General features: G+C 61.1%; 27 protein-coding genes. 15 read left to right on the top strand and 12 right to left on the bottom strand.

Annotated features, from left to right (window positions below; translation table 11 throughout):
• Positions 1-179 precede the first annotated feature (179 nt).
• Positions 180-956, top strand: coding sequence for a hypothetical protein (locus NSQ78_RS11310; RefSeq protein WP_308306488.1), 777 nt, complete (start codon positions 180-182; stop codon positions 954-956).
• On the opposite strand, the gene NSQ78_RS11305 is transcribed toward NSQ78_RS11310, so the two are convergent.
• The 3 genes from NSQ78_RS11305 to NSQ78_RS11295 all read right to left on the bottom strand — a co-directional run bounded on the left by NSQ78_RS11305 (position 953) and on the right by NSQ78_RS11295 (position 2386).
• A complete protein-coding gene (locus NSQ78_RS11305) occupies positions 953-1279 on the bottom strand; it encodes an HNH endonuclease (RefSeq protein WP_323162603.1) in 327 nt (108 codons plus the stop codon). The genes NSQ78_RS11310 and NSQ78_RS11305 overlap by 4 nt on opposite strands.
• A 253-nt stretch (positions 1280-1532) precedes the next feature.
• Positions 1533-1682: a hypothetical protein gene (locus NSQ78_RS11300; protein WP_324615445.1), complete on the bottom strand. Its 150-nt coding sequence runs from the start codon at positions 1680-1682 to the stop codon at positions 1533-1535.
• 332 nt (positions 1683-2014) lie between these two features.
• Complete coding sequence (locus NSQ78_RS11295) at positions 2015-2386, bottom strand: DUF3693 domain-containing protein (protein ID WP_308306489.1); 372 nt, start codon at positions 2384-2386, stop codon at positions 2015-2017.
• A gap of 139 nt (positions 2387-2525) precedes the next feature.
• Between NSQ78_RS11295 and NSQ78_RS11290 the strand changes: the two genes are divergently transcribed.
• From NSQ78_RS11290 to NSQ78_RS11240, 11 genes are all read left to right on the top strand, one after another.
• A complete protein-coding gene (locus NSQ78_RS11290) occupies positions 2526-2786 on the top strand; it encodes a hypothetical protein (RefSeq protein ID WP_188238337.1) in 261 nt (86 codons plus the stop codon).
• On the top strand, positions 2783-3013 hold the full coding sequence (locus tag NSQ78_RS11285) for a hypothetical protein (protein WP_188238338.1): 231 nt from the start codon (positions 2783-2785) through the stop codon (positions 3011-3013). Before NSQ78_RS11290 ends, NSQ78_RS11285 begins: the two co-directional genes overlap by 4 nt.
• The gene (locus NSQ78_RS11280) at positions 3006-3197 is read left to right on the top strand and encodes a hypothetical protein (RefSeq protein ID WP_188238339.1); all 192 of its coding nucleotides are present in this window, start codon (positions 3006-3008) and stop codon (positions 3195-3197) included. The genes NSQ78_RS11285 and NSQ78_RS11280 overlap by 8 nt, the downstream gene beginning before the upstream one ends.
• A complete protein-coding gene (locus NSQ78_RS11275) occupies positions 3187-4242 on the top strand; it encodes a replication initiation factor domain-containing protein (RefSeq protein ID WP_015978456.1) in 1056 nt (351 codons plus the stop codon). The genes NSQ78_RS11280 and NSQ78_RS11275 overlap by 11 nt, the downstream gene beginning before the upstream one ends.
• Positions 4224-4502: a single-stranded DNA-binding protein gene (locus tag NSQ78_RS11270; RefSeq protein WP_015978462.1), complete on the top strand. Its 279-nt coding sequence runs from the start codon at positions 4224-4226 to the stop codon at positions 4500-4502. The genes NSQ78_RS11275 and NSQ78_RS11270 overlap by 19 nt, the downstream gene beginning before the upstream one ends.
• Positions 4503-4505: 3 nt before the next feature.
• Positions 4506-4760: a hypothetical protein gene (locus tag NSQ78_RS11265; protein WP_188238340.1), complete on the top strand. Its 255-nt coding sequence runs from the start codon at positions 4506-4508 to the stop codon at positions 4758-4760.
• 28 nt (positions 4761-4788) lie between these two features.
• Positions 4789-4926, top strand: a complete 138-nt coding sequence (locus NSQ78_RS11260) for a hypothetical protein (RefSeq protein WP_032958702.1) — start codon at positions 4789-4791, stop codon at positions 4924-4926.
• A 52-nt stretch (positions 4927-4978) separates the two neighbouring features.
• Positions 4979-5128, top strand: coding sequence for a hypothetical protein (locus NSQ78_RS11255; protein WP_188238341.1), 150 nt, complete (start codon positions 4979-4981; stop codon positions 5126-5128).
• A gap of 67 nt (positions 5129-5195) precedes the next feature.
• Complete coding sequence (locus NSQ78_RS11250) at positions 5196-6233, top strand: hypothetical protein (RefSeq protein WP_015978461.1); 1038 nt, start codon at positions 5196-5198, stop codon at positions 6231-6233.
• On the top strand, positions 6230-6577 hold the full coding sequence (locus tag NSQ78_RS11245) for a hypothetical protein (RefSeq protein ID WP_015978460.1): 348 nt from the start codon (positions 6230-6232) through the stop codon (positions 6575-6577). Before NSQ78_RS11250 ends, NSQ78_RS11245 begins: the two co-directional genes overlap by 4 nt.
• Position 6578: 1 nt before the next feature.
• A complete protein-coding gene (locus NSQ78_RS11240) occupies positions 6579-7907 on the top strand; it encodes a zonular occludens toxin domain-containing protein (protein ID WP_188238342.1) in 1329 nt (442 codons plus the stop codon).
• A 526-nt stretch (positions 7908-8433) separates the two neighbouring features.
• On the opposite strand, the gene NSQ78_RS11235 is transcribed toward NSQ78_RS11240, so the two are convergent.
• Positions 8434-8814 (bottom strand): DUF3653 domain-containing protein, encoded by a 381-nt coding sequence (locus tag NSQ78_RS11235; protein ID WP_015978458.1) that lies wholly within the window; start codon positions 8812-8814, stop codon positions 8434-8436.
• Positions 8815-8961: 147 nt separating this feature from the next.
• On the opposite strand from NSQ78_RS11235, the gene NSQ78_RS11230 reads away from it, so the two are divergent.
• Together NSQ78_RS11230 and NSQ78_RS11225 are read left to right on the top strand one after the other, a co-directional pair.
• On the top strand, positions 8962-9366 hold the full coding sequence (locus NSQ78_RS11230; RefSeq protein WP_339206098.1) for a DUF3653 domain-containing protein: 405 nt from the start codon (positions 8962-8964) through the stop codon (positions 9364-9366).
• Between the two features lie 67 nt (positions 9367-9433).
• A complete protein-coding gene (locus NSQ78_RS11225) occupies positions 9434-9883 on the top strand; it encodes a hypothetical protein (RefSeq protein ID WP_229766992.1) in 450 nt (149 codons plus the stop codon).
• A 21-nt stretch (positions 9884-9904) separates the two neighbouring features.
• Here NSQ78_RS11225 and NSQ78_RS11220 read toward each other — a convergent pair whose 3' ends face one another.
• The 8 genes from NSQ78_RS11220 to NSQ78_RS11185 form a co-directional block, all read right to left on the bottom strand.
• The gene (locus NSQ78_RS11220; RefSeq protein ID WP_229766991.1) at positions 9905-11035 is read right to left on the bottom strand and encodes a zonular occludens toxin domain-containing protein; all 1131 of its coding nucleotides are present in this window, start codon (positions 11033-11035) and stop codon (positions 9905-9907) included.
• 62 nt (positions 11036-11097) lie between these two features.
• Entirely contained in the window at positions 11098-11412 is a 315-nt protein-coding gene (locus tag NSQ78_RS11215; RefSeq protein WP_006445348.1) for a DUF2523 domain-containing protein, read from the bottom strand.
• Between the two features lie 5 nt (positions 11413-11417).
• Positions 11418-12899 carry an A coat protein gene (locus NSQ78_RS11210; RefSeq protein ID WP_339206090.1) on the bottom strand — a complete coding sequence of 494 codons (1482 nt, stop codon included), beginning with the start codon at positions 12897-12899 and terminating at the stop codon, positions 11418-11420.
• A 206-nt stretch (positions 12900-13105) separates the two neighbouring features.
• Positions 13106-13357 (bottom strand): hypothetical protein, encoded by a 252-nt coding sequence (locus NSQ78_RS11205; protein ID WP_006445313.1) that lies wholly within the window; start codon positions 13355-13357, stop codon positions 13106-13108.
• Positions 13358-13682: 325 nt separating this feature from the next.
• Positions 13683-13973: a single-stranded DNA-binding protein gene (locus NSQ78_RS11200; RefSeq protein ID WP_053505317.1), complete on the bottom strand. Its 291-nt coding sequence runs from the start codon at positions 13971-13973 to the stop codon at positions 13683-13685.
• Positions 13970-14848: a replication initiation protein gene (locus NSQ78_RS11195; protein ID WP_176698769.1), complete on the bottom strand. Its 879-nt coding sequence runs from the start codon at positions 14846-14848 to the stop codon at positions 13970-13972. The genes NSQ78_RS11200 and NSQ78_RS11195 overlap by 4 nt, the downstream gene beginning before the upstream one ends.
• A gap of 375 nt (positions 14849-15223) precedes the next feature.
• Positions 15224-15385 carry a hypothetical protein gene (locus NSQ78_RS11190; RefSeq protein WP_171956046.1) on the bottom strand — a complete coding sequence of 54 codons (162 nt, stop codon included), beginning with the start codon at positions 15383-15385 and terminating at the stop codon, positions 15224-15226.
• Positions 15382-15546: a hypothetical protein gene (locus tag NSQ78_RS11185; RefSeq protein WP_171956045.1), complete on the bottom strand. Its 165-nt coding sequence runs from the start codon at positions 15544-15546 to the stop codon at positions 15382-15384. Before NSQ78_RS11185 ends, NSQ78_RS11190 begins: the two co-directional genes overlap by 4 nt.
• 136 nt (positions 15547-15682) lie before the next feature.
• On the opposite strand from NSQ78_RS11185, the gene NSQ78_RS11180 reads away from it, so the two are divergent.
• Positions 15683-16087 carry a DUF3693 domain-containing protein gene (locus NSQ78_RS11180; protein ID WP_339206081.1) on the top strand — a complete coding sequence of 135 codons (405 nt, stop codon included), beginning with the start codon at positions 15683-15685 and terminating at the stop codon, positions 16085-16087.
• Positions 16088-16120: the final 33 nt, after the last annotated feature.

Below are 16120 nucleotides of genomic sequence, written 5' to 3'. Positions count from 1 at the left end.
TCAACTCTCTCGTTCGCTCGCTTCTATCCGATGCGAAGATGCGCCGTAACAAGCCTCTGCGAGACTAGTGCGCGAGCCAGGTCGCTGACATTGCTCCATGGCCTATGACGTGCCCCGCACCCGCTGGTCAAATGGAACCGCCCTCGGCACCATGGGCACGACCATCTAAGGAGTTCTTCATGCTCTACCAAGATAAGTACGTCGCCTTCATCGACATGCTCGGGTTCTCCGCACTTGTCCAAGAGTCGGCAGCCGACATGAGCAAGCTTGATGAAATAGCAGAGGCCATCGACAGACTAAAGAACACAGCGTGCTGCAACCCAGCAACAGGACTTTTGTTCACTTACTTCAGCGACTGCATCGTCATATCAAGCAGCTGCTCTCCTGCTGGCCTTGCCGACATCCTGAGCTGCATCAGAATGTTGGCCGAGAACCTGCTAGTGGTTGATATATTGATACGTGGAGGGCTCACAGTTGGAAGCATTCATCATGATTCTCAGATGATCTTCGGACCGGCGATGCTGGACGCCTATCGCATGGAATGTAAGGAAGCACGCAATCCCATGGTGCTCGTGAGCGAAGAGGTGCGATCGGATGCTCGCGCTGCGGGGTTAAGCAACCTGTTGACGTGGGATGACGAAGAGCCAGACCGCCACTATGTCCACTATCTGATCTCGTACAGCGCTTATGACTCTAATCCAAGGGCGGGCGTCGTGATTCTCGATAGCCAGGCCGCTCTCATCCGGCATTTCATCGCCAAGAGGCTGCTAGGCGCTCCGGGTAAGATCCTGGATAAAGCCGAGTGGATGGAACGATATTGGAACGAGAAGGTGGCGACAGGTGGAATTCTCGGACGTGTTGACAGGGTCGCAGACCTTGTTAGGCCCAATGCGCGACCATTTCGCAGCAGACTCGCCGTTCTAGCACCGCAACCGGGCGCCACTAGTGTGGACTAGCGAATCAGGCAAGCAGCTGCCGATTCCTTGCAAAGATTCAATTCAATTGGCCATACGGAAGCACGTGCAATCCCTGATGGCAGTCGGGACCACCATCTCCCCATTGCCAGCCGCGTCTGAACCAGCGCCCGGAACGCTTCAGCGGAAGGGGCTGGTCCCTTCCGCTGGTGCCTGCCCTGGTTGCACCGGCTATGCGCGGCCACCACGTTCCCGGACACGTCTCTGCCCCCGTCCTGTTGGGCCACCAGGTGCTCGGCGGTGCATTGAAAGGCTCGGGCCTTACTGGCCTTCAGCCCGAGCTCTGAGGGTGCAGTGAGCCACATCGGCAGGCCGCAATAGAAGCAACGGCCCGATTGGGCGTAGAAGGCAGAAGTGCGAAGGGATCTGCGGCGTTTGGCGGTCATGGATGGCTCCGGAATCGAAGGATTCCCGTGCCCCCATTGGGTGGACCTCGGGCACCCGGAGCCTATTGGCTATGCGGGCACAACACCGGCGCTTTATAGCGACTGGCTAAGGCGTTATAGCTCAGCGCTTGAGCCGCTACAAGGCCCAGATGCCGACCAGAACGGGAGGGAGTCACCGACGCCCAGTTAAGGTCAAAGCTTGGTCAGGGGGCGAGCGACGCGCTTGAGCAGGTGGAGCGGGGCGTGGCGCGTCACCCAGGGAAGTCGCGGTGTTGTAGTCCTGCTCAACCCGCTGAACTGTTCGCACGTTCAGGCCCGAGATCTCGTCTAATTGTTCTTGCGACCAATGTCGCGACTGGCGGAACTGGGAAGTGCAGGCGACAAGCTCTGACCGATCAGGTGCGCAGTTGGGAACTCAAGGGCGAGCTGGATGTGGAGCCAGAAATCGAGGGCGTCTTAGGTGCGGATCCAGGAATCAAGGGCATCTTTGGGGGAGATCTGGAAATCGCGGGCGTCCTTGTGGGGAAATACGGGCGGACAGCTGTGGGATCTGGGGCGTTTCCGTTGTGGCAGTCACGAGCAGCAGGCAAGAGCCAAGCCAGAATCCGCAGCCATTACCGGATCAAGCCGACGAACCGGATCACACCAAGTACATCATTTCGCATAATGTATATCGTGCAAGGCATTACCAGCCTGCGGCATAGCCTGCACGTCGTGGGGTAGGGCGGCACCCACGAACAGGCATAGCGCCATGACCACCGTGGCGAGTTTTTGCGCAATTCGGCGCCATGCGGCCTTCTCGTCCTCGGAATTGCTCCGCTCAGCCATCACGACAGCCGACCACATTTCCGGGCTGTCACCAATGTCCACGGCCATCCGCTCGATGTAGTGGATTTCCGCGTTTTTCCCTTGTTTCCAGAGGGAAACGGTGGCCCTGGACACGCCCAATGCCAGCGCACCAGCGTTGTCGCTCTGGATCTTCTGCACGTGCTTCCACCGGCAGAACAGGTCGTAGCTGGCGCTCATTGTCGATACCTACTTGACAGGGGTGTACAGGGGTACTTTACAGTTCGCCCCGGTGTCGAGGAATCCTTGACACTCCCGCCAGCCGCTCCCCAAGACCGCTGGCGGGTCCTCTTGGGGCTTGGGGAGAGGGGGTAGGGGCATGAACACCGCACGCGCGGCATGGGCTGCTGAGTACCGCGAGGCGCGCAAGCTGGCGCGTTTCATCGAGACCTTTCACGACAACCTGAGCACGGTGCCGGTCGGCGAGCGCACCTTCCCGCAGTGCAAGGGCTTCCAGTTCTCCCGACTTTCCGGCGACCGCCTTGGCTGGATCGGCGATGGCCTTTACGCACGCACCGTCGAGTCTCACCGCCTTCTGCTGGCGTGCCTCGCCTATGAGCACCCGAGGATGCCGGCATGATCGACCCGTTGATTACCTTCGTGCTGCTTGCGTCCATTGCGGTCGTCTCCATCGGTGCCGCTCGCATCGTGTCGTGGCTGCTGGACCGGCGTGATCGTGCCGCCGTCCAGCGCGCTAAGGAAGCGGCCATCGTCGCCCAGGCACGCGCCGAACTGGCCGCCTCGGGCTGGACCGCTCAGGACGAGGACCGTTACCAGTCCGATCGCCAAGGTGGCTGCCATGGGTGAGTGCTTGATCGTTACTGCCGTCCAGTGGAACGAGCTGATGCGCGCCATTGGGCTGATGTTCCTCACTGTGGTCGGTATCGGCCTCTTCGCTCGATTCGATCTGAGCCTGTGGGAATGGCGCGTACGTCGCTACCTGCGCCGACGTCGCATTGCGCGCATCAGGGGGGGCGCCCATGGCCGTTGATCGCGCTCGCTTCAGGATGGCCGTTGAGGGCGGGGCAGGGGGCTTTTCCCCGCTTTCGCCCGGTGAAAAGGGGCGGCGGGCGGCGGCGGAGATTGGCCCGGGGAGTAACACGGGCCAAAAGGGTCAGCAGGACGCAATCATCGACTACCTGACCATTGTGGTCCCGCTCTCCGCCCTTGAAGAAGTGAACTGCAAGAAGCTGGACCTGTTGCTGTTCCGCATCTTCGGCTTCCGTGGCGAGGTTGTTGCTGGTGCGATTCGCGAGAAGAACTGGAACTTCTACGAGCAGTCGGCGGTGCTGATCGACCGGGAAAACGAGGTGGTTGGCCGTGTCGGCATCGGGGGCAAGAAAAGCACCGTGTGCTTGAGCCTCACCGGCATGGGCTGTAAGTGGATTCGTGACTGGGCACGCGTCTACAAGCAGTGCGCCATGCTCGATGCCAAGATCACCCGTGTTGACTGCGCGCACGACGACTACGAGGGCGAACGCCTGGACGTGCATGCGCTCCGCGAGGTTGCCGCGCAGGGCGGCTTTACCGAGGGCGGATGCCCTCCGCGCCACCGCTTCATTTCCGACGAAGGCCACAACACCGGCTGCACGCTGTATGTCGGCGGCAAAGGCCACAAGGAACTGTGCGTGTACGAGAAAGGCAAAGCCGAGGGCCTGCCGTCCTCGCGCTGGGTGCGCGCAGAAGTGCGACTGTACGGCAAGCACATGGAAATCCCACTCGATGTGCTGTTGAACCCGGGCGCGTACCTGCGCGGTTCGTACAGCGCGTTGCAAGACCTCATCAAGGGCGTGTGCACCCGGCTGCGCACGATTCGTAAGCACGTCGAAGTCTCGGCAGAGGCCGCTGTCAACTGGCTTAGCCGTCAAGGCGGTCCATTCCTCAATGTCCTGCACGGAGCGTTCGGTGATTCGTTCACCGACTTCCTGCTGGCGCGCGTCGTCCGTGATGGTCACCCCGGACGTTTTCGCGGTATTGCCAAGGGTGAACCACTCCATCGCTATGTGAGAGAAGAACTATGCCTATCTGCCGCGTAAAGTCCGCCGCCGTCGAAGAACGGCACAACAGCAAGACCAACTCCATCATCCGCTCCCAGATGGTCGGCCTCGACTTCGGCAACGGCTTCGAGCTGCCGTTCCGTGTGGGCCTGGGCTCGCGCCCGCCGTACCCCCCGGGCGAGTACGACATTGACCCGCAGTCGTTCGCGCTGAGCCAGTACGGCGACCTGATCCTGAAGCGTTACGTGGACCTCGTTCCGCTTTCGGCCAAGGCGTTGCCAGTGGCGGCGAAGGCCTAAGCCATGGGCCTCTGCGTTGTCTTCGGGGAAGACGGAAAGCTGATCCCAACCGGTCAGCCCGTTGATCAGTGCGCGGGGTATGTGCTGATGAGCAGCGCAGAGGCATCCATGGTGACCGTCATCGCGGACGCCTTCCAGCCACCAAACAAAGAGCAGCTGGCGGTATGGGCAGGCGGTCCGTTCGGCCTCCTTCTTTTCCTCTTCGTCGCCGGTCGGATTGCCGGTTCCGTGGCGACGTTCTTCGACAAAAACCGGTAACCCAACCACTCATGAAAGGAGTTTCACCATGGATTACGAAAGCATCCTCAGCGGCCTGTCGGTGGCCGGTGCACTGACCGCCTTCGCAGGTGCCGCCGCGCTGATCGCGCTGGTCGGCTTCGGCAAGTGGGCAGCAAAGAAGGTGGCCGGATTCTTCGGCGGCTGATCGCAAGGGCAGGGCGGGGCAGGGTTACCTGCCCCTTTTTATTGGAGGCGTTATGGACTTTGACAGCATCCTTGTAAATATCCGCCCACAGCTGGTGGTTATGGCGATCTGCGGAGCAGCGGCAATCGCGGCGCAGATCGAATTCGCACTGTGGGCCGCGCCGAAGGTGGCGCGATTCTTCATCGCGAGGGGCATGCGATGATCTGGTGCCTTTTCGCAGGGCTGTTGAGCGCGTTGTGTGGCGTCGTGGCGTGCATGGGGCTCGACGCATGAGCCGACTGGCGCTGCTGATGCTGGCTACAGCAGCATTGATGCTCTCGCCGAGAGTGCTAGCTGCTGACGCCAGTTGTTCGACCTCCCCAAGCGTGCTTGAGAGCAGCTGCCCCGACGAAGGCTTGGCTTATGCCGCCGCCTGGGCCACAGCGAATGCACAGGCAGCGAAGTCCAACACCGGGTCGTCGGGATGGTGTGCCGGAGTCAAGAAGCAGGGCGTTGGCTCATTCCTCGCGTATGTCACACCTTGCAGCAGCCCCGGGCCGGCCTACGAAACGCGAACCCGTAGTTTCTCCGCCCTGTGTTCTGCACGCGCTGAGGAGTTTGGTTGGCAGGGCGGAGAGACGGCAGCCAGCGTCAACGCGTGCCATAACGGCTGCATGTACACCAGCTCGCTCGACCCCAAAGGCACCGCAGGTGTGTCCTTCACGCCCACGGGTGGGACTTGCACCGAAGCGGATGCCCCTGCGCCGACGCCTGCGGGTGACGGTGGCGATCCGGGGGAAGGGGGCGGCGGTGACGGCGGCGGCAATGATCCGGGCGGCGGCGATGGTGGTGGCGACAACGGCGGCGGTGATGGTGATGGCGGCGGCAACAACCCCGGCGGCGGCGATGGCGGGAGCGGCGGGGGAGACGGCGATGGCGACGGAGATGGGGACGGTGATGGTGACGGGGACGGCGGTGGACCCGGTCCGGGGCCAGGTCCCGGTGAAGGTGACGGAGATGGTCCCGGCGAGGTTGGTAGTGATGGCGGCCCCCTGTACGAGCGGGACAAGAACCTGACACTGGACAAGGTGTTCAACGACTTCAAGCAGCAGGCCGAGAAGCTGCCGATCATCCAAGCGACGAAGTCGTTCTTCACCGTCAGTGTTGGCGGCAGCTGCCCCGTTTTCACGCTACCGGCGTCGCAGTACTGGGACACGATGACCTTCGATCTTCACTGCTACGGCGTCATCTATGAGTCATTCCTGCTGATGGGCTGGGTACTGCTCGCTATCGCGGCATTTATGGCCGCAAAGATCGCGCTGACATGATGAATTTTCTCGCCTTCCTGATGCCGCACGCCGGGTGGCTGACGGACCTCACGCAATGGCTGCTGCGGCAGATACAACGCTTCTGGGACGCGCTTGTCGCGTTCTTCAATGACCTGCTCATCCTCGCCATTCAGACGATGCTGGCGTTGATGATCAAGATGATTGGCGCTCTGCCGGTCCCGGATGTTTTGAAGAACTACAGCATCGGCACGCTGCTTGGAAATGCGGGCAGCACCGTGGGGTGGTTCGTGCAGACATTCAAACTTGGCGAGTGCTTGGCGCTCATCGGTTCTGCCGTCGCGTTCCGGATTCTGCGCAAGGTCATGACTATGGGGAAATGGTGACATGCTGGTTTTTAACGAGGGTGTTCCGCGTGCTGGCAAGAGCTACGACGCGGTCAAGAACCACATCCTGCCGACGATCAAGAAGGGGCGTCGGGTCTTCGCGCGCCTCAATGGCCTCAACCATGAGCGAATCGCGGAATACCTGGGCATGCAGGTCGATGACGTGCAGCAGTTGCTCACACTGGTGGACACGAAGGACGTGGCAGCGACGTTCGCTTGCTACAAGGATGATGTGACCGGCCAGTGGTGCATTCCAGATCAGTTCAAAGACTCGCTGTGCGTCATTGATGAGGTGCATGAGTTCTACGTTGCACAGCGGCAGCCATTGCCCGATGCGGTGGAGAATTTCTGGGCGCTTCTTGGTCAGAACGGCGGCGATGCGGTCATCATGACCCAGTGGATCAACCGCGTTCATCAGGCGGTGCGTGCGCGCATCGAGCGCAAGAACGTTTTCCAGAAGCTCACCGCTGTGGGCATGAAGAACCGCTACCGGGTGACCTTCTTCCACACCACCTCGCCGGGCAAGTATGAGCGGGTAGGGGGCAAGACTGAGAAGTACGACCCCGCAATCTACCCGCTCTACCACGGGTACGCTGTGGGCGCTGAGAATACCGAGGTGTACGAGGAGGGCGGCACCAACGTTTGGAAGGCGCTCGCGCTCAAAGGCGGCGTCATGGGCGTGGTCGGGATCGTTGGCGCCGTGGCCTTCATCGGCTTCTTCCTGAGCGGCGGCGGACTGGTACCGGAGGAAGAGAAGTCAAAGGAAAAGCAGCTGCATGGCGTCACTGCCGCGGCCCCGGCAGATCAAAGCACGATTCCGAATCTTCCGGGTGTGCCCGCTCCCAAGGCGGCGCCTGATCCTATGGACGCGTTGACGCCGGAACAGCGGTATGTGGCGCAGCTGTCGAAAGGGAACCGTATCCGACTGGCGCTCACAGCTGTCTTCGGCGACCGCCAGGTCGGCATGGTCGAGTGGGTGGACAGCAGTAACAACACGGTCGATCAGCTGACGTTCGACGCGTTGATTGCGCTGGGGTTCCGAGTGCGGGTGTTCGCCTATGGCGCCAACATCAGCGCCGACAATTACAAGCTGGTCGCTACGCCATGGCCGCGCCAAGCTCCGCGACGGGAGGAAGATCCGACGCTCTACCGCCTGGACAAGCCGGACGCTGGCACCGGCATTGCGACCGCAGGGAGTGAGGCCGGTGCTGGCGTCCGGGTCATCAGCGCACAAGGGGCGGTTTCCACTGCCGGAGGCACGCTGGTTCGCGTCGGTGAGCGGCCCATGGGAACATTTCCGGAATCGAAGCCGTACCCACCCAGCTTCTGAGGCGTGATGCGTCACGCAAATTAACGGTATCGAGTACCATCCCTCCAATCTGGAGGGGAATATGGACATTCGACTTGGGGCGATGTGTGCATTGCTGGTCATAACCAGCGTGGCGTCAGCACAGCAGATTCATTCAGCGAGGGGGCCAGCGCCAAAGCCAATTCCGGCAGCGCCCAAGGCCGCGTATAACTCGATGGCGAAGACGACAACGCCATTCAATTGTGAACAGTACCGCTGGCCGAACCATCCTCATCCGGGCATGAAACCGCTCTGTGATGGGCTTGAGGCCAATGCACTACAGCAGGAGTCCAGGCAGGCGGGACGCCCAAGTCCATCTACCGAGGTGGTGACGCTACCTGCGATGGGTACTGATGCAGCGAAGCGCTCAGGAATGGCGTGCATTGGCGGTCAGGCGATGCGTAGGCTGCCAAACGGGTGGGAACAGGTGTCCTCGCGCTCTGGCGGATGGTTACGCTGTCGGGAGCAGTGATCCGGGGTGTAGGGGCAGCGCCCCTACGGAAGCGCCTCACACGCGCTGGCGAGGCATGGGCCCCAGTATCGGCAGGTCTACCGCTGGTGGCTCGGCGTCAGGGCCAGCCATCGCCACCGCCGACCGCTGTTTGCGCCGGCTCACCACGTCCCGCAGATTGACGACAGTGGCAGGACGATCCCACGTTACTGCAGGAAGATTGCCACCACGCTTGGAACTGTCGATCGACGGCACCGAGCGTGCAGCTTCCATCATCCGGCGCCATTCCTGCGCTTGGCAGGCGGTGAGTGACAGCCAGGCCAGATCTTCAGGAAGTAGCTCGCGGCCTTCGGGCGTGATCAGACGATCACCGAGGAAAGAAAAACCGGCCCAAGGGCCGGTCAAGTCGATACGGTGGTGCGGGTCAAACTCAATCATGCCGCGATCTCATCCTTGGCCGGGGACTGAGGACGCAGGCAAGAGCCGAGCCAGAGGCCCAGCCATTGCCACGCGGACCCAACAAAGGCCCAGATCCGGCGGATACGTGATTTCGCATAATGTATATTATGTTCAGATCATCTTGGCATGGCTGGCACGGCTCTTGCCGTCTCCACGGCTCCTACTCTGGCATGGAGCCTGATCGTGCGTGATCGGAAACTGACCGGCCCATGGGCCGGTTTTTCGTTTAAGGCTGGCCGACTGGTCACCCCCGAAGGCCGCGAGCTGGAACCGCAGGATCTGGCCTGGCTGTCGCTCACTGCTGCACAGGCACAGGAATGGCGACGGCTAATGGAAGGTGCCAGATCCTCTTTACCTGGACAGAAGCCCCGGAAACCCTTGTCCTACAAGGGTTCTGAAATCGTAGATCTCCAGCTCGTTGTGCGTAGACGCAACGAAACGCGTTTGCCCAGGGTGTTGGCTGGCCCCGACGCCGAGCCACCAGCGGCAGTCCTGCCGGTACCGGGGCCGAAACGCCGCCAGCGCGTGTGAGGCGCTTCCGTAGGGGCGCTGCCCCTACACCCCGGCTAGAATGCGCCAGGACGCCTTGGGGAGCCGTATGGACCGCGAACGACACGAACCAACCTTTAGCGCTCCTGATCTGCATGACGTGCAGTTCCGGGGAAATCGAAGCCGACCAGCCCGGCAGCAAGAGCCAGCTTCGCCCTGGCTCTACATCGGAGTAAGCGCCGCTTTGCTGGTTGCAATCGCGATGGGGCTAATTGAATGGAACGCGCGACGGCAGGCAGCGGCAATGACGCGGGAATTGATGCGCCCAGCAACACCCGAAGAACAAGCCCAGTTGGACCGACAGGCTGCGGAATGGGAAAGGAAGCTACAGGCCGAAGCTGCTGCCGAGTCGGCTCAGATCCAGCGGGAACTATGGGGCGCAATTGAACGTGCAGCCCCTTCGCCGCGTCCGTTAGGTGGCGATGAGCGCTGCATCAATGGTCGCCGATTCCAGCGCATCGAAGGCGGCTGGCGCGACCGCCCCAATGATCCCTGCTAAGCCCGTGACGCGTCGCAGAATCTAGAGCTTGGTAGGGATCGTCGGGGTTGTCATGTACGAAGACGTCTGATGCGGCGGCGACTCAGGGAAGCTACCCATTGCCCTGTCGCCACGCTGCACCGTCACCCCTTGCACAGATGCCGTGGCTTGCGGCTGCGCCACCGGAACACGCCTACCCTCGCCCTCCGACTGATCCGGCCTTGGCCGCGAATCGCGCTCACGCGCAATCTGCGGATCCTTGAACGGATTGTACGACTCGCCCCAGCGTGCGATGTCACGGCAAACGTCATCCCGCACTGGCACAACCGGCCGGGTGTTCTGTTCCGTCACGCACCGGCAGCTGTTCTCTGTCGACATGCAGAAGATGTGCGGATCACTACGGAACTCCCGGCCCGAGTACCCCGGCGCTGACCATGCAACGTCGGCCACCTGCGGCGTGATTGCCTGGACGTATTCTTCTGCCGACCGGCTCTCGGACCTACCACCGGCATTACGCGAGGGACGACCGGCCGGGTCAGTCGGCGGCGCCGTAGCCGCCGCCTCCTTCAACCCGGCCGCTTCGTCCTTCTTTTTTAGCCCCGTGTAGGCCATATAGCCGAAGGGCAGCGCGAATAGCACCAAGGCAATCGGCGCAATGATCAAAGCCTTTTTCAGCAGCGCGGGCATGCGGTACTTGACCGTATGAATCTCCGCGCTCTTGTAGTACTGGAAGTACTTCGCCGGTAGCGTCCACATCTCATGGTCGTACAGGCTCTTGATGCGTTTCAGACCCTGTCGAACCTCATCCATCACCTGATGGTTGCGGAAGATGAACGTTTTTTCCTTGCCCGACTGGCGCAGCAGGTGTTCATGAAATCCGACCAAGCCGCGAAGATGCGTGTCCAGGTAGTTGGGCTGCTGGGTTGCCAGCACCAGCCGCACACCGCTATGCCGGATTGTCTCCATAGCGCTGATGTACTCAGGCGGATCACCGCCACGGCGCGCACGGAAGTACTGCTGAGCCTCATCAACGAACAGGACCGCACCAGCCGGTAGCGAGCGCCAGTCAGTGGGATCGGCCCAAGGCGTGATCCCCGGCACGTTGATGCCGTTGATGTTCGTCGTAAAAACGTGCTGCCCCTGCTCTACCAAGTCCGCAATGCGCTGAACCATCCGCAGAGACTTCCCAGACCCCGGAAGACCCGTAAGCAGCGAGATTGATGCGGTATCACCGATCACGTCGGACTCTCATATTTCCGGGAAAGGAAGATGCGCGAGGCGCCCTGAATCCCATAGGCGCTTAGGCACAGCGAAACGAATACATCGATGCCAAGCGCATGTACCCAGTTGGCGATGTACCCGGGAACAGAATTCCAAGCCGTAATGGCCTGCTGGATGATTGGCTCATAGATGAACTCTTGCGCAGCGAACCCTAGACCGAGCGTCGAGAGAATCTTCGCCACCCACAGCCCAGCGCGCAGCTTAATGAGCTTATTGAGCATCCCGGCCAAGCCGCCGAGCATCGGACTGTCAAACGATAGCCAAGCCATAAGAGCTACTTCCTAAAGAGAATGTACATCGCGGCAAGCACACCTGCGGCGCTGACCATCTGCCGAATCATGTCAAGGACCGTGTACAACTGCGCCGGCGGTGCCCAGGCGGTACCCATGATCTCTATGGCAGGAAAGAGCTCACCGCCACCCAACGTCAACTTGCCACGATCAAGCCCTTGCCCGTCCTGACCCGGACCCTTCTTCCACAAATCAGCAACCGCCGAAGCCTCGTTATCACCCGCTGCGTCGGAGGCGCCAGCCGCAGCATCCTTTGCAAGCTTCGCCCGATCGTCCTCTGCCGCGCAGCGGCCGCGCCACTGTTGCAGTAGGCTTGCGTATTCCTGTGCCTTGCAGCCATCACCAATGCAGACCGGCACTGCGCCACAATCGTCCCCACCAACAATCTGATCCTTTGACGTGTTGCACTGGTTCTTCCACGTGTAACGAAGATGAAGGCACTTCAGCGTATCGCCAGTGCACATAGGGGGCGCCTGGCAATTGCCACTATCCGTCGCCGAATCTCCTTCACCCTCGTTCTGCCCGCCGCCACTGCCCTTCCCCGGTGCACCGTTTCCACTCGTGTTGCCGCTGCCATCGGGACTGTTGTCGCCGGAAGAGTTCTTAGCGTTGCCCTTTCCTGTCTCGGTGAAATTGGTCACGTTGTACGTCGTACACGTATTGTTGATGCACGCGGTCTGCTGGTGTCCTTCTTTCCGCTGATACTCCTTCGTGGGGTCAACGCTCGGCGGCGGATCAACAGACTTGCCCTTCTCACTCTTGGTCTGCGCGTCCGGACCATCCTTCTTGTCGCCAGTCTCATTGGGCTGCCAACAAAAGGTCTTACCCGTCGAAGACGTCGCACAGTGGTCACCATTCGGCTTCTGGCACGCAGTTTGACCGTTGCCGAGCGCGGTGCACTCTTGCGGCTTTTCCTTATTGCCATCCTCGCGCTGCCGGTCGCTTTCACCCTGTGTCAGGGGCGCGTTACTGTCAAAGTCCTGGGGCGAGCAACTGTCTCCCGTGTAGCTTCGGTCCCGCATCCCATAGAACTTCACGCCGCCACTCTCACTGGAGAACGCGTCACCCTGCACTTTGCACCCAGCGATGCAGGTTGACGGAGGGCTAGTCCAGAGTTTGGCATCGGCCAGTTTGGCCGAGTTTCGCGCTGCACAGCTGTCTGTCCAGTATCGCTGTGCTTCATATGCTGCACTACCGTTGCAGGTCGGCGACGGCCCTGTATATGTGACGTAGCCGGATATGCTCTTCCCGCTCTCCGGCCAGTAGCAGATGATGGCGCGATCCACCAAATGGGCTTTAAGAAGAGCTTCTACGGCCTGCTTGGCTTCACCCTGATCAGAGCAGGTAACACCCTTCGGGATCTGCGTATTGAAACAATCGATCTGCTGCGCACTGACCGGCGCACAGTAGTACGCGCCACCGACCAGAGCTACCAGTACTAGAAAAAGGCGAAGGAGCGTCGCCATCACTTTCACCCCGACCCAAGAATGCTGCGCAAGATGCGCCGAACGGTTTCCCTGGCAAACACGCGGACGAGCCACCGCATCAACGCATACCATCCGCGAGAACCTTCGCACCCAGAAGCCACACGATCAGAAGAATCAAGCCTTCCATTTCGTTCTCCCCAGCAGCAAGGGGGGAGGCGCCTCCCCCCAGCCGCTCAGATGCGGATTTACTTCACGATGCCGAAGGCCTTGAGCGCCCACTTCGCCGCGACCCACGCGGTGTAGATCAGGATGCCGGCCGCCAGCATCGCGGCAATACCGGCCAATACGGACGCCGGGTCGAAGGTGGCCGTCTGCTGAGCGAAGGCGAAGCCCGGCAGTGCCGCAGCAGTGGCAACAGCGGCCACGACCCCGGACTTGATGGACGATGCCTTGTGCTTGGCGCGCAGGATCAGGGATTCACGGTTGAGCTTGTTCATACGTCGTCACTCTCTCTAGGGTTGATCAGGCGAAAGGCTGCCAGCATCGCGAGCGCGCAGAAGATGGCAAATCCGACCGTGTTCGCCTGTTCCACGGTCGGCAAGTAGTCAATCCACGAGGCCTGATCGACCCACGCGGACTGGTCGCAGGAACCGTCGCTCGCTGGCGTCGGATCAATGCACGTAAGGACTCGGGCCATGCTCAATCCCCCCCACGAGCCTTAAGCGACGAACGCATTGCAGCGGCGCCGGTGACCATGCCGAGGCAGAAGCCGACGACGAGGACCACGTAAGGGTTGGAGGTGTAGATGAGCAGGCTCATGGGTTACGCCTTCGCCGCGGCGAGGCCAGGTGCAGGCGACGGCGTCAGCAGACGAATGCGACGACCGAACTCCAGTCCGCCGTACTTGCTGGACTGCAGCGAGGTCGGGCAAAGATCGTAGGTGCCGACCTTGTAGGGCTGCTGGTCATCATCGAGGGTCAGCTTGAACGGCAACGGGAAGTCGCCGTCACGAATGACCGCAGCCTTCTGCTCGCGGAAGTTGGTTGCGGCTTTGCCGTCGCGGGCCGGGAACGAACGCGTTTCGACCTGCTCGGTCATGATCTGAACTTTCATAGTGGGATTACCTTCCAAGCGATAGTCCGGCCGAATGCGAATGTGACTTTCCATGGGGACGGCCAGAACTCCCCGGTAAGCCTGTCGAACCACCCGCCTTTGGTTTTGCGGATGTCTGCATCACCGCCGAGCGCCTCGCGGGCCTCTTTCGGTGCTTTCCACCAACGCAGTTCGCGCCTGGACTCATCGTTGAGTCCACCAACGCCGCTGGTGCGGAAACCTTTCGGGAATGCGCCTGCTACGACGCTCGTAAACTTGCTCGCGTACTTAGCGAGATAGCCCACGCAGTTGCGGGCTTTTTCGATCTGGCTGGAACCATGGGGCCACCAGCCGCGCTGGTCGACCTTGCCGAAGTACATGCCTTTCGGCACCCAGACCATTACGTGATAGTGCGGGCGGAGTCGCTGAGTAAGCTCGCCGACCCAGACGTAACGGAACACTTCACCGTTCCACCGTGCTCGCCGATCTCGAGTGCGATTGAAGTAGCCGCGCATGCGTTTAAGTAGTTCGCTAACGTCACGAGGGCTGCTATCGCTTCCGTCTCGGTAGGTGAGCGTGAGGAAATACCACGCGCCACGGCGCGAACCTTTTTGCGCTTCTTGGTCATGCAGCCGAGCTCCGGTAATGACGGTCTTTCGCAGCCGCTGCGCCCGCGCCAGAAGCGGGTCGATTTCGATGGTCACGCGGCCCAGCCGAACCGGCGTGTCACTTGTTTTGTAATAGACAAGCCCAAGGGCGTCGGCCGCTGCGCGGCCGTCGCCCTTCAGCAGTTCCCCGACACGGAAATACTCCTGCAAGGACGTGCCAGAAGCGCGCTGCGCACGGCGCATGTCCTCATTGGCGATTTCCACGCTGCGCTGCCCTGCCCTGTCCATAGCCACGGACAGGTCGAATGCCCGCAACTCTGGCGAGCGCGGGTCAACAGGAGTCGGCGGGATTTCAATGCGGCCGTCCGACTCGGTGCATTCAAAGCAGCAGCCGCCCTTGAACAGGTAAAAGGCAGCGTTACCGCAGAAGGCGCATTGCAGATGCTGGATGGCGCTCATTCTTCCGGCTCCTGTATCAGGCAGATGCAGGTGCGCCGGCAGTAGCAGTGGCCGGGAATGCACACGGGCAAGCGGAAGAACCAGCGATACAGGCGGTCGAGGTAGGCGCTCATTTCTTGCACCTCAACATCGCCCGTGACCATGCGACGACAGCGACCACAACAATCCAGCCCGCCACAAACGAGGCGTAGTACTTGAAATCGCTCATCGCCCGCCCTCGCGATCATCAGCAATCCAGATCACAAGGCAGGCGGAGAAAACGAACACGCCGAATGCGATCGCGTTGATTCGCAGGAACAGGTCGAGCGGATCACCAGCCATGTGGATCACCGGCACCGTGATGAAGGTGGGCGGGGCCGGAATCATCGGCGCACCTCGGCCAGCGCCTGGGCGATGACCGCAGCCTCAGCGATCGGGTTCGGACGAGTCGCAGCCAGTGCGACAAACAGGCGGCGTGGAATCAGCGCCAGCCCGAAGGAGACGGCCGCAATGCAGCCAGCAAGAACGACCCCGATAAGCGCATCCATTGCCCTACCCCGTCCCCAAGCCCCGCCCCAAGGGGCCCGCCAACGGCCTTGGGGTGCCGGTGGCGGGTGTCAGATACGCATCTGACGCGGAGGATGTAAGCTGATCGCCTGACGACTTGTCAAACGAGTATCTGACATGACCGCAATTGCCGAACTGCTGGATCAGGCGCGTGAGCGCTGCAATTTCAATTCAGACAATGAGTTAGCAACGGCTGTGGGACTGAAACGGCAGACAATCCACCAATGGCGGCACAGCCTTGCGCCCATCTCAGATGAGCGAATTGCGCAAATCTGCGCGATGGCGAAGCTGGATGGTCCCCACTGGACGGCTCAAATCCACGCCGAACGGGCGCAATCCCCTGCCGAACGCGCCATGTGGAAATCGATGTTGGACAGGTTGAGCGCGGTCGCCGCCGTTTTGGCGCTGGTAGTGTTCGCAGCACCAGGCGCCGCCCGCGCTAAAGCCATTGATTCACAAGGCTTTTCCGGCTCCGATCGGCCGCATTCTGTATATTATGTTCTGGCCGGAAAGCCATTGTGAGCTTCTCTTACCCCAGCCACCGCCCTGCGGCGG

This window comes from Stenotrophomonas sp. FSL W7-1447 (assembly GCF_037966425.1).
GTDB classification, from domain to species: Bacteria; Pseudomonadota; Gammaproteobacteria; order Xanthomonadales; family Xanthomonadaceae; genus Stenotrophomonas; species Stenotrophomonas pavanii.
This window is presented reverse-complemented; position numbering and strand designations above follow the sequence as displayed.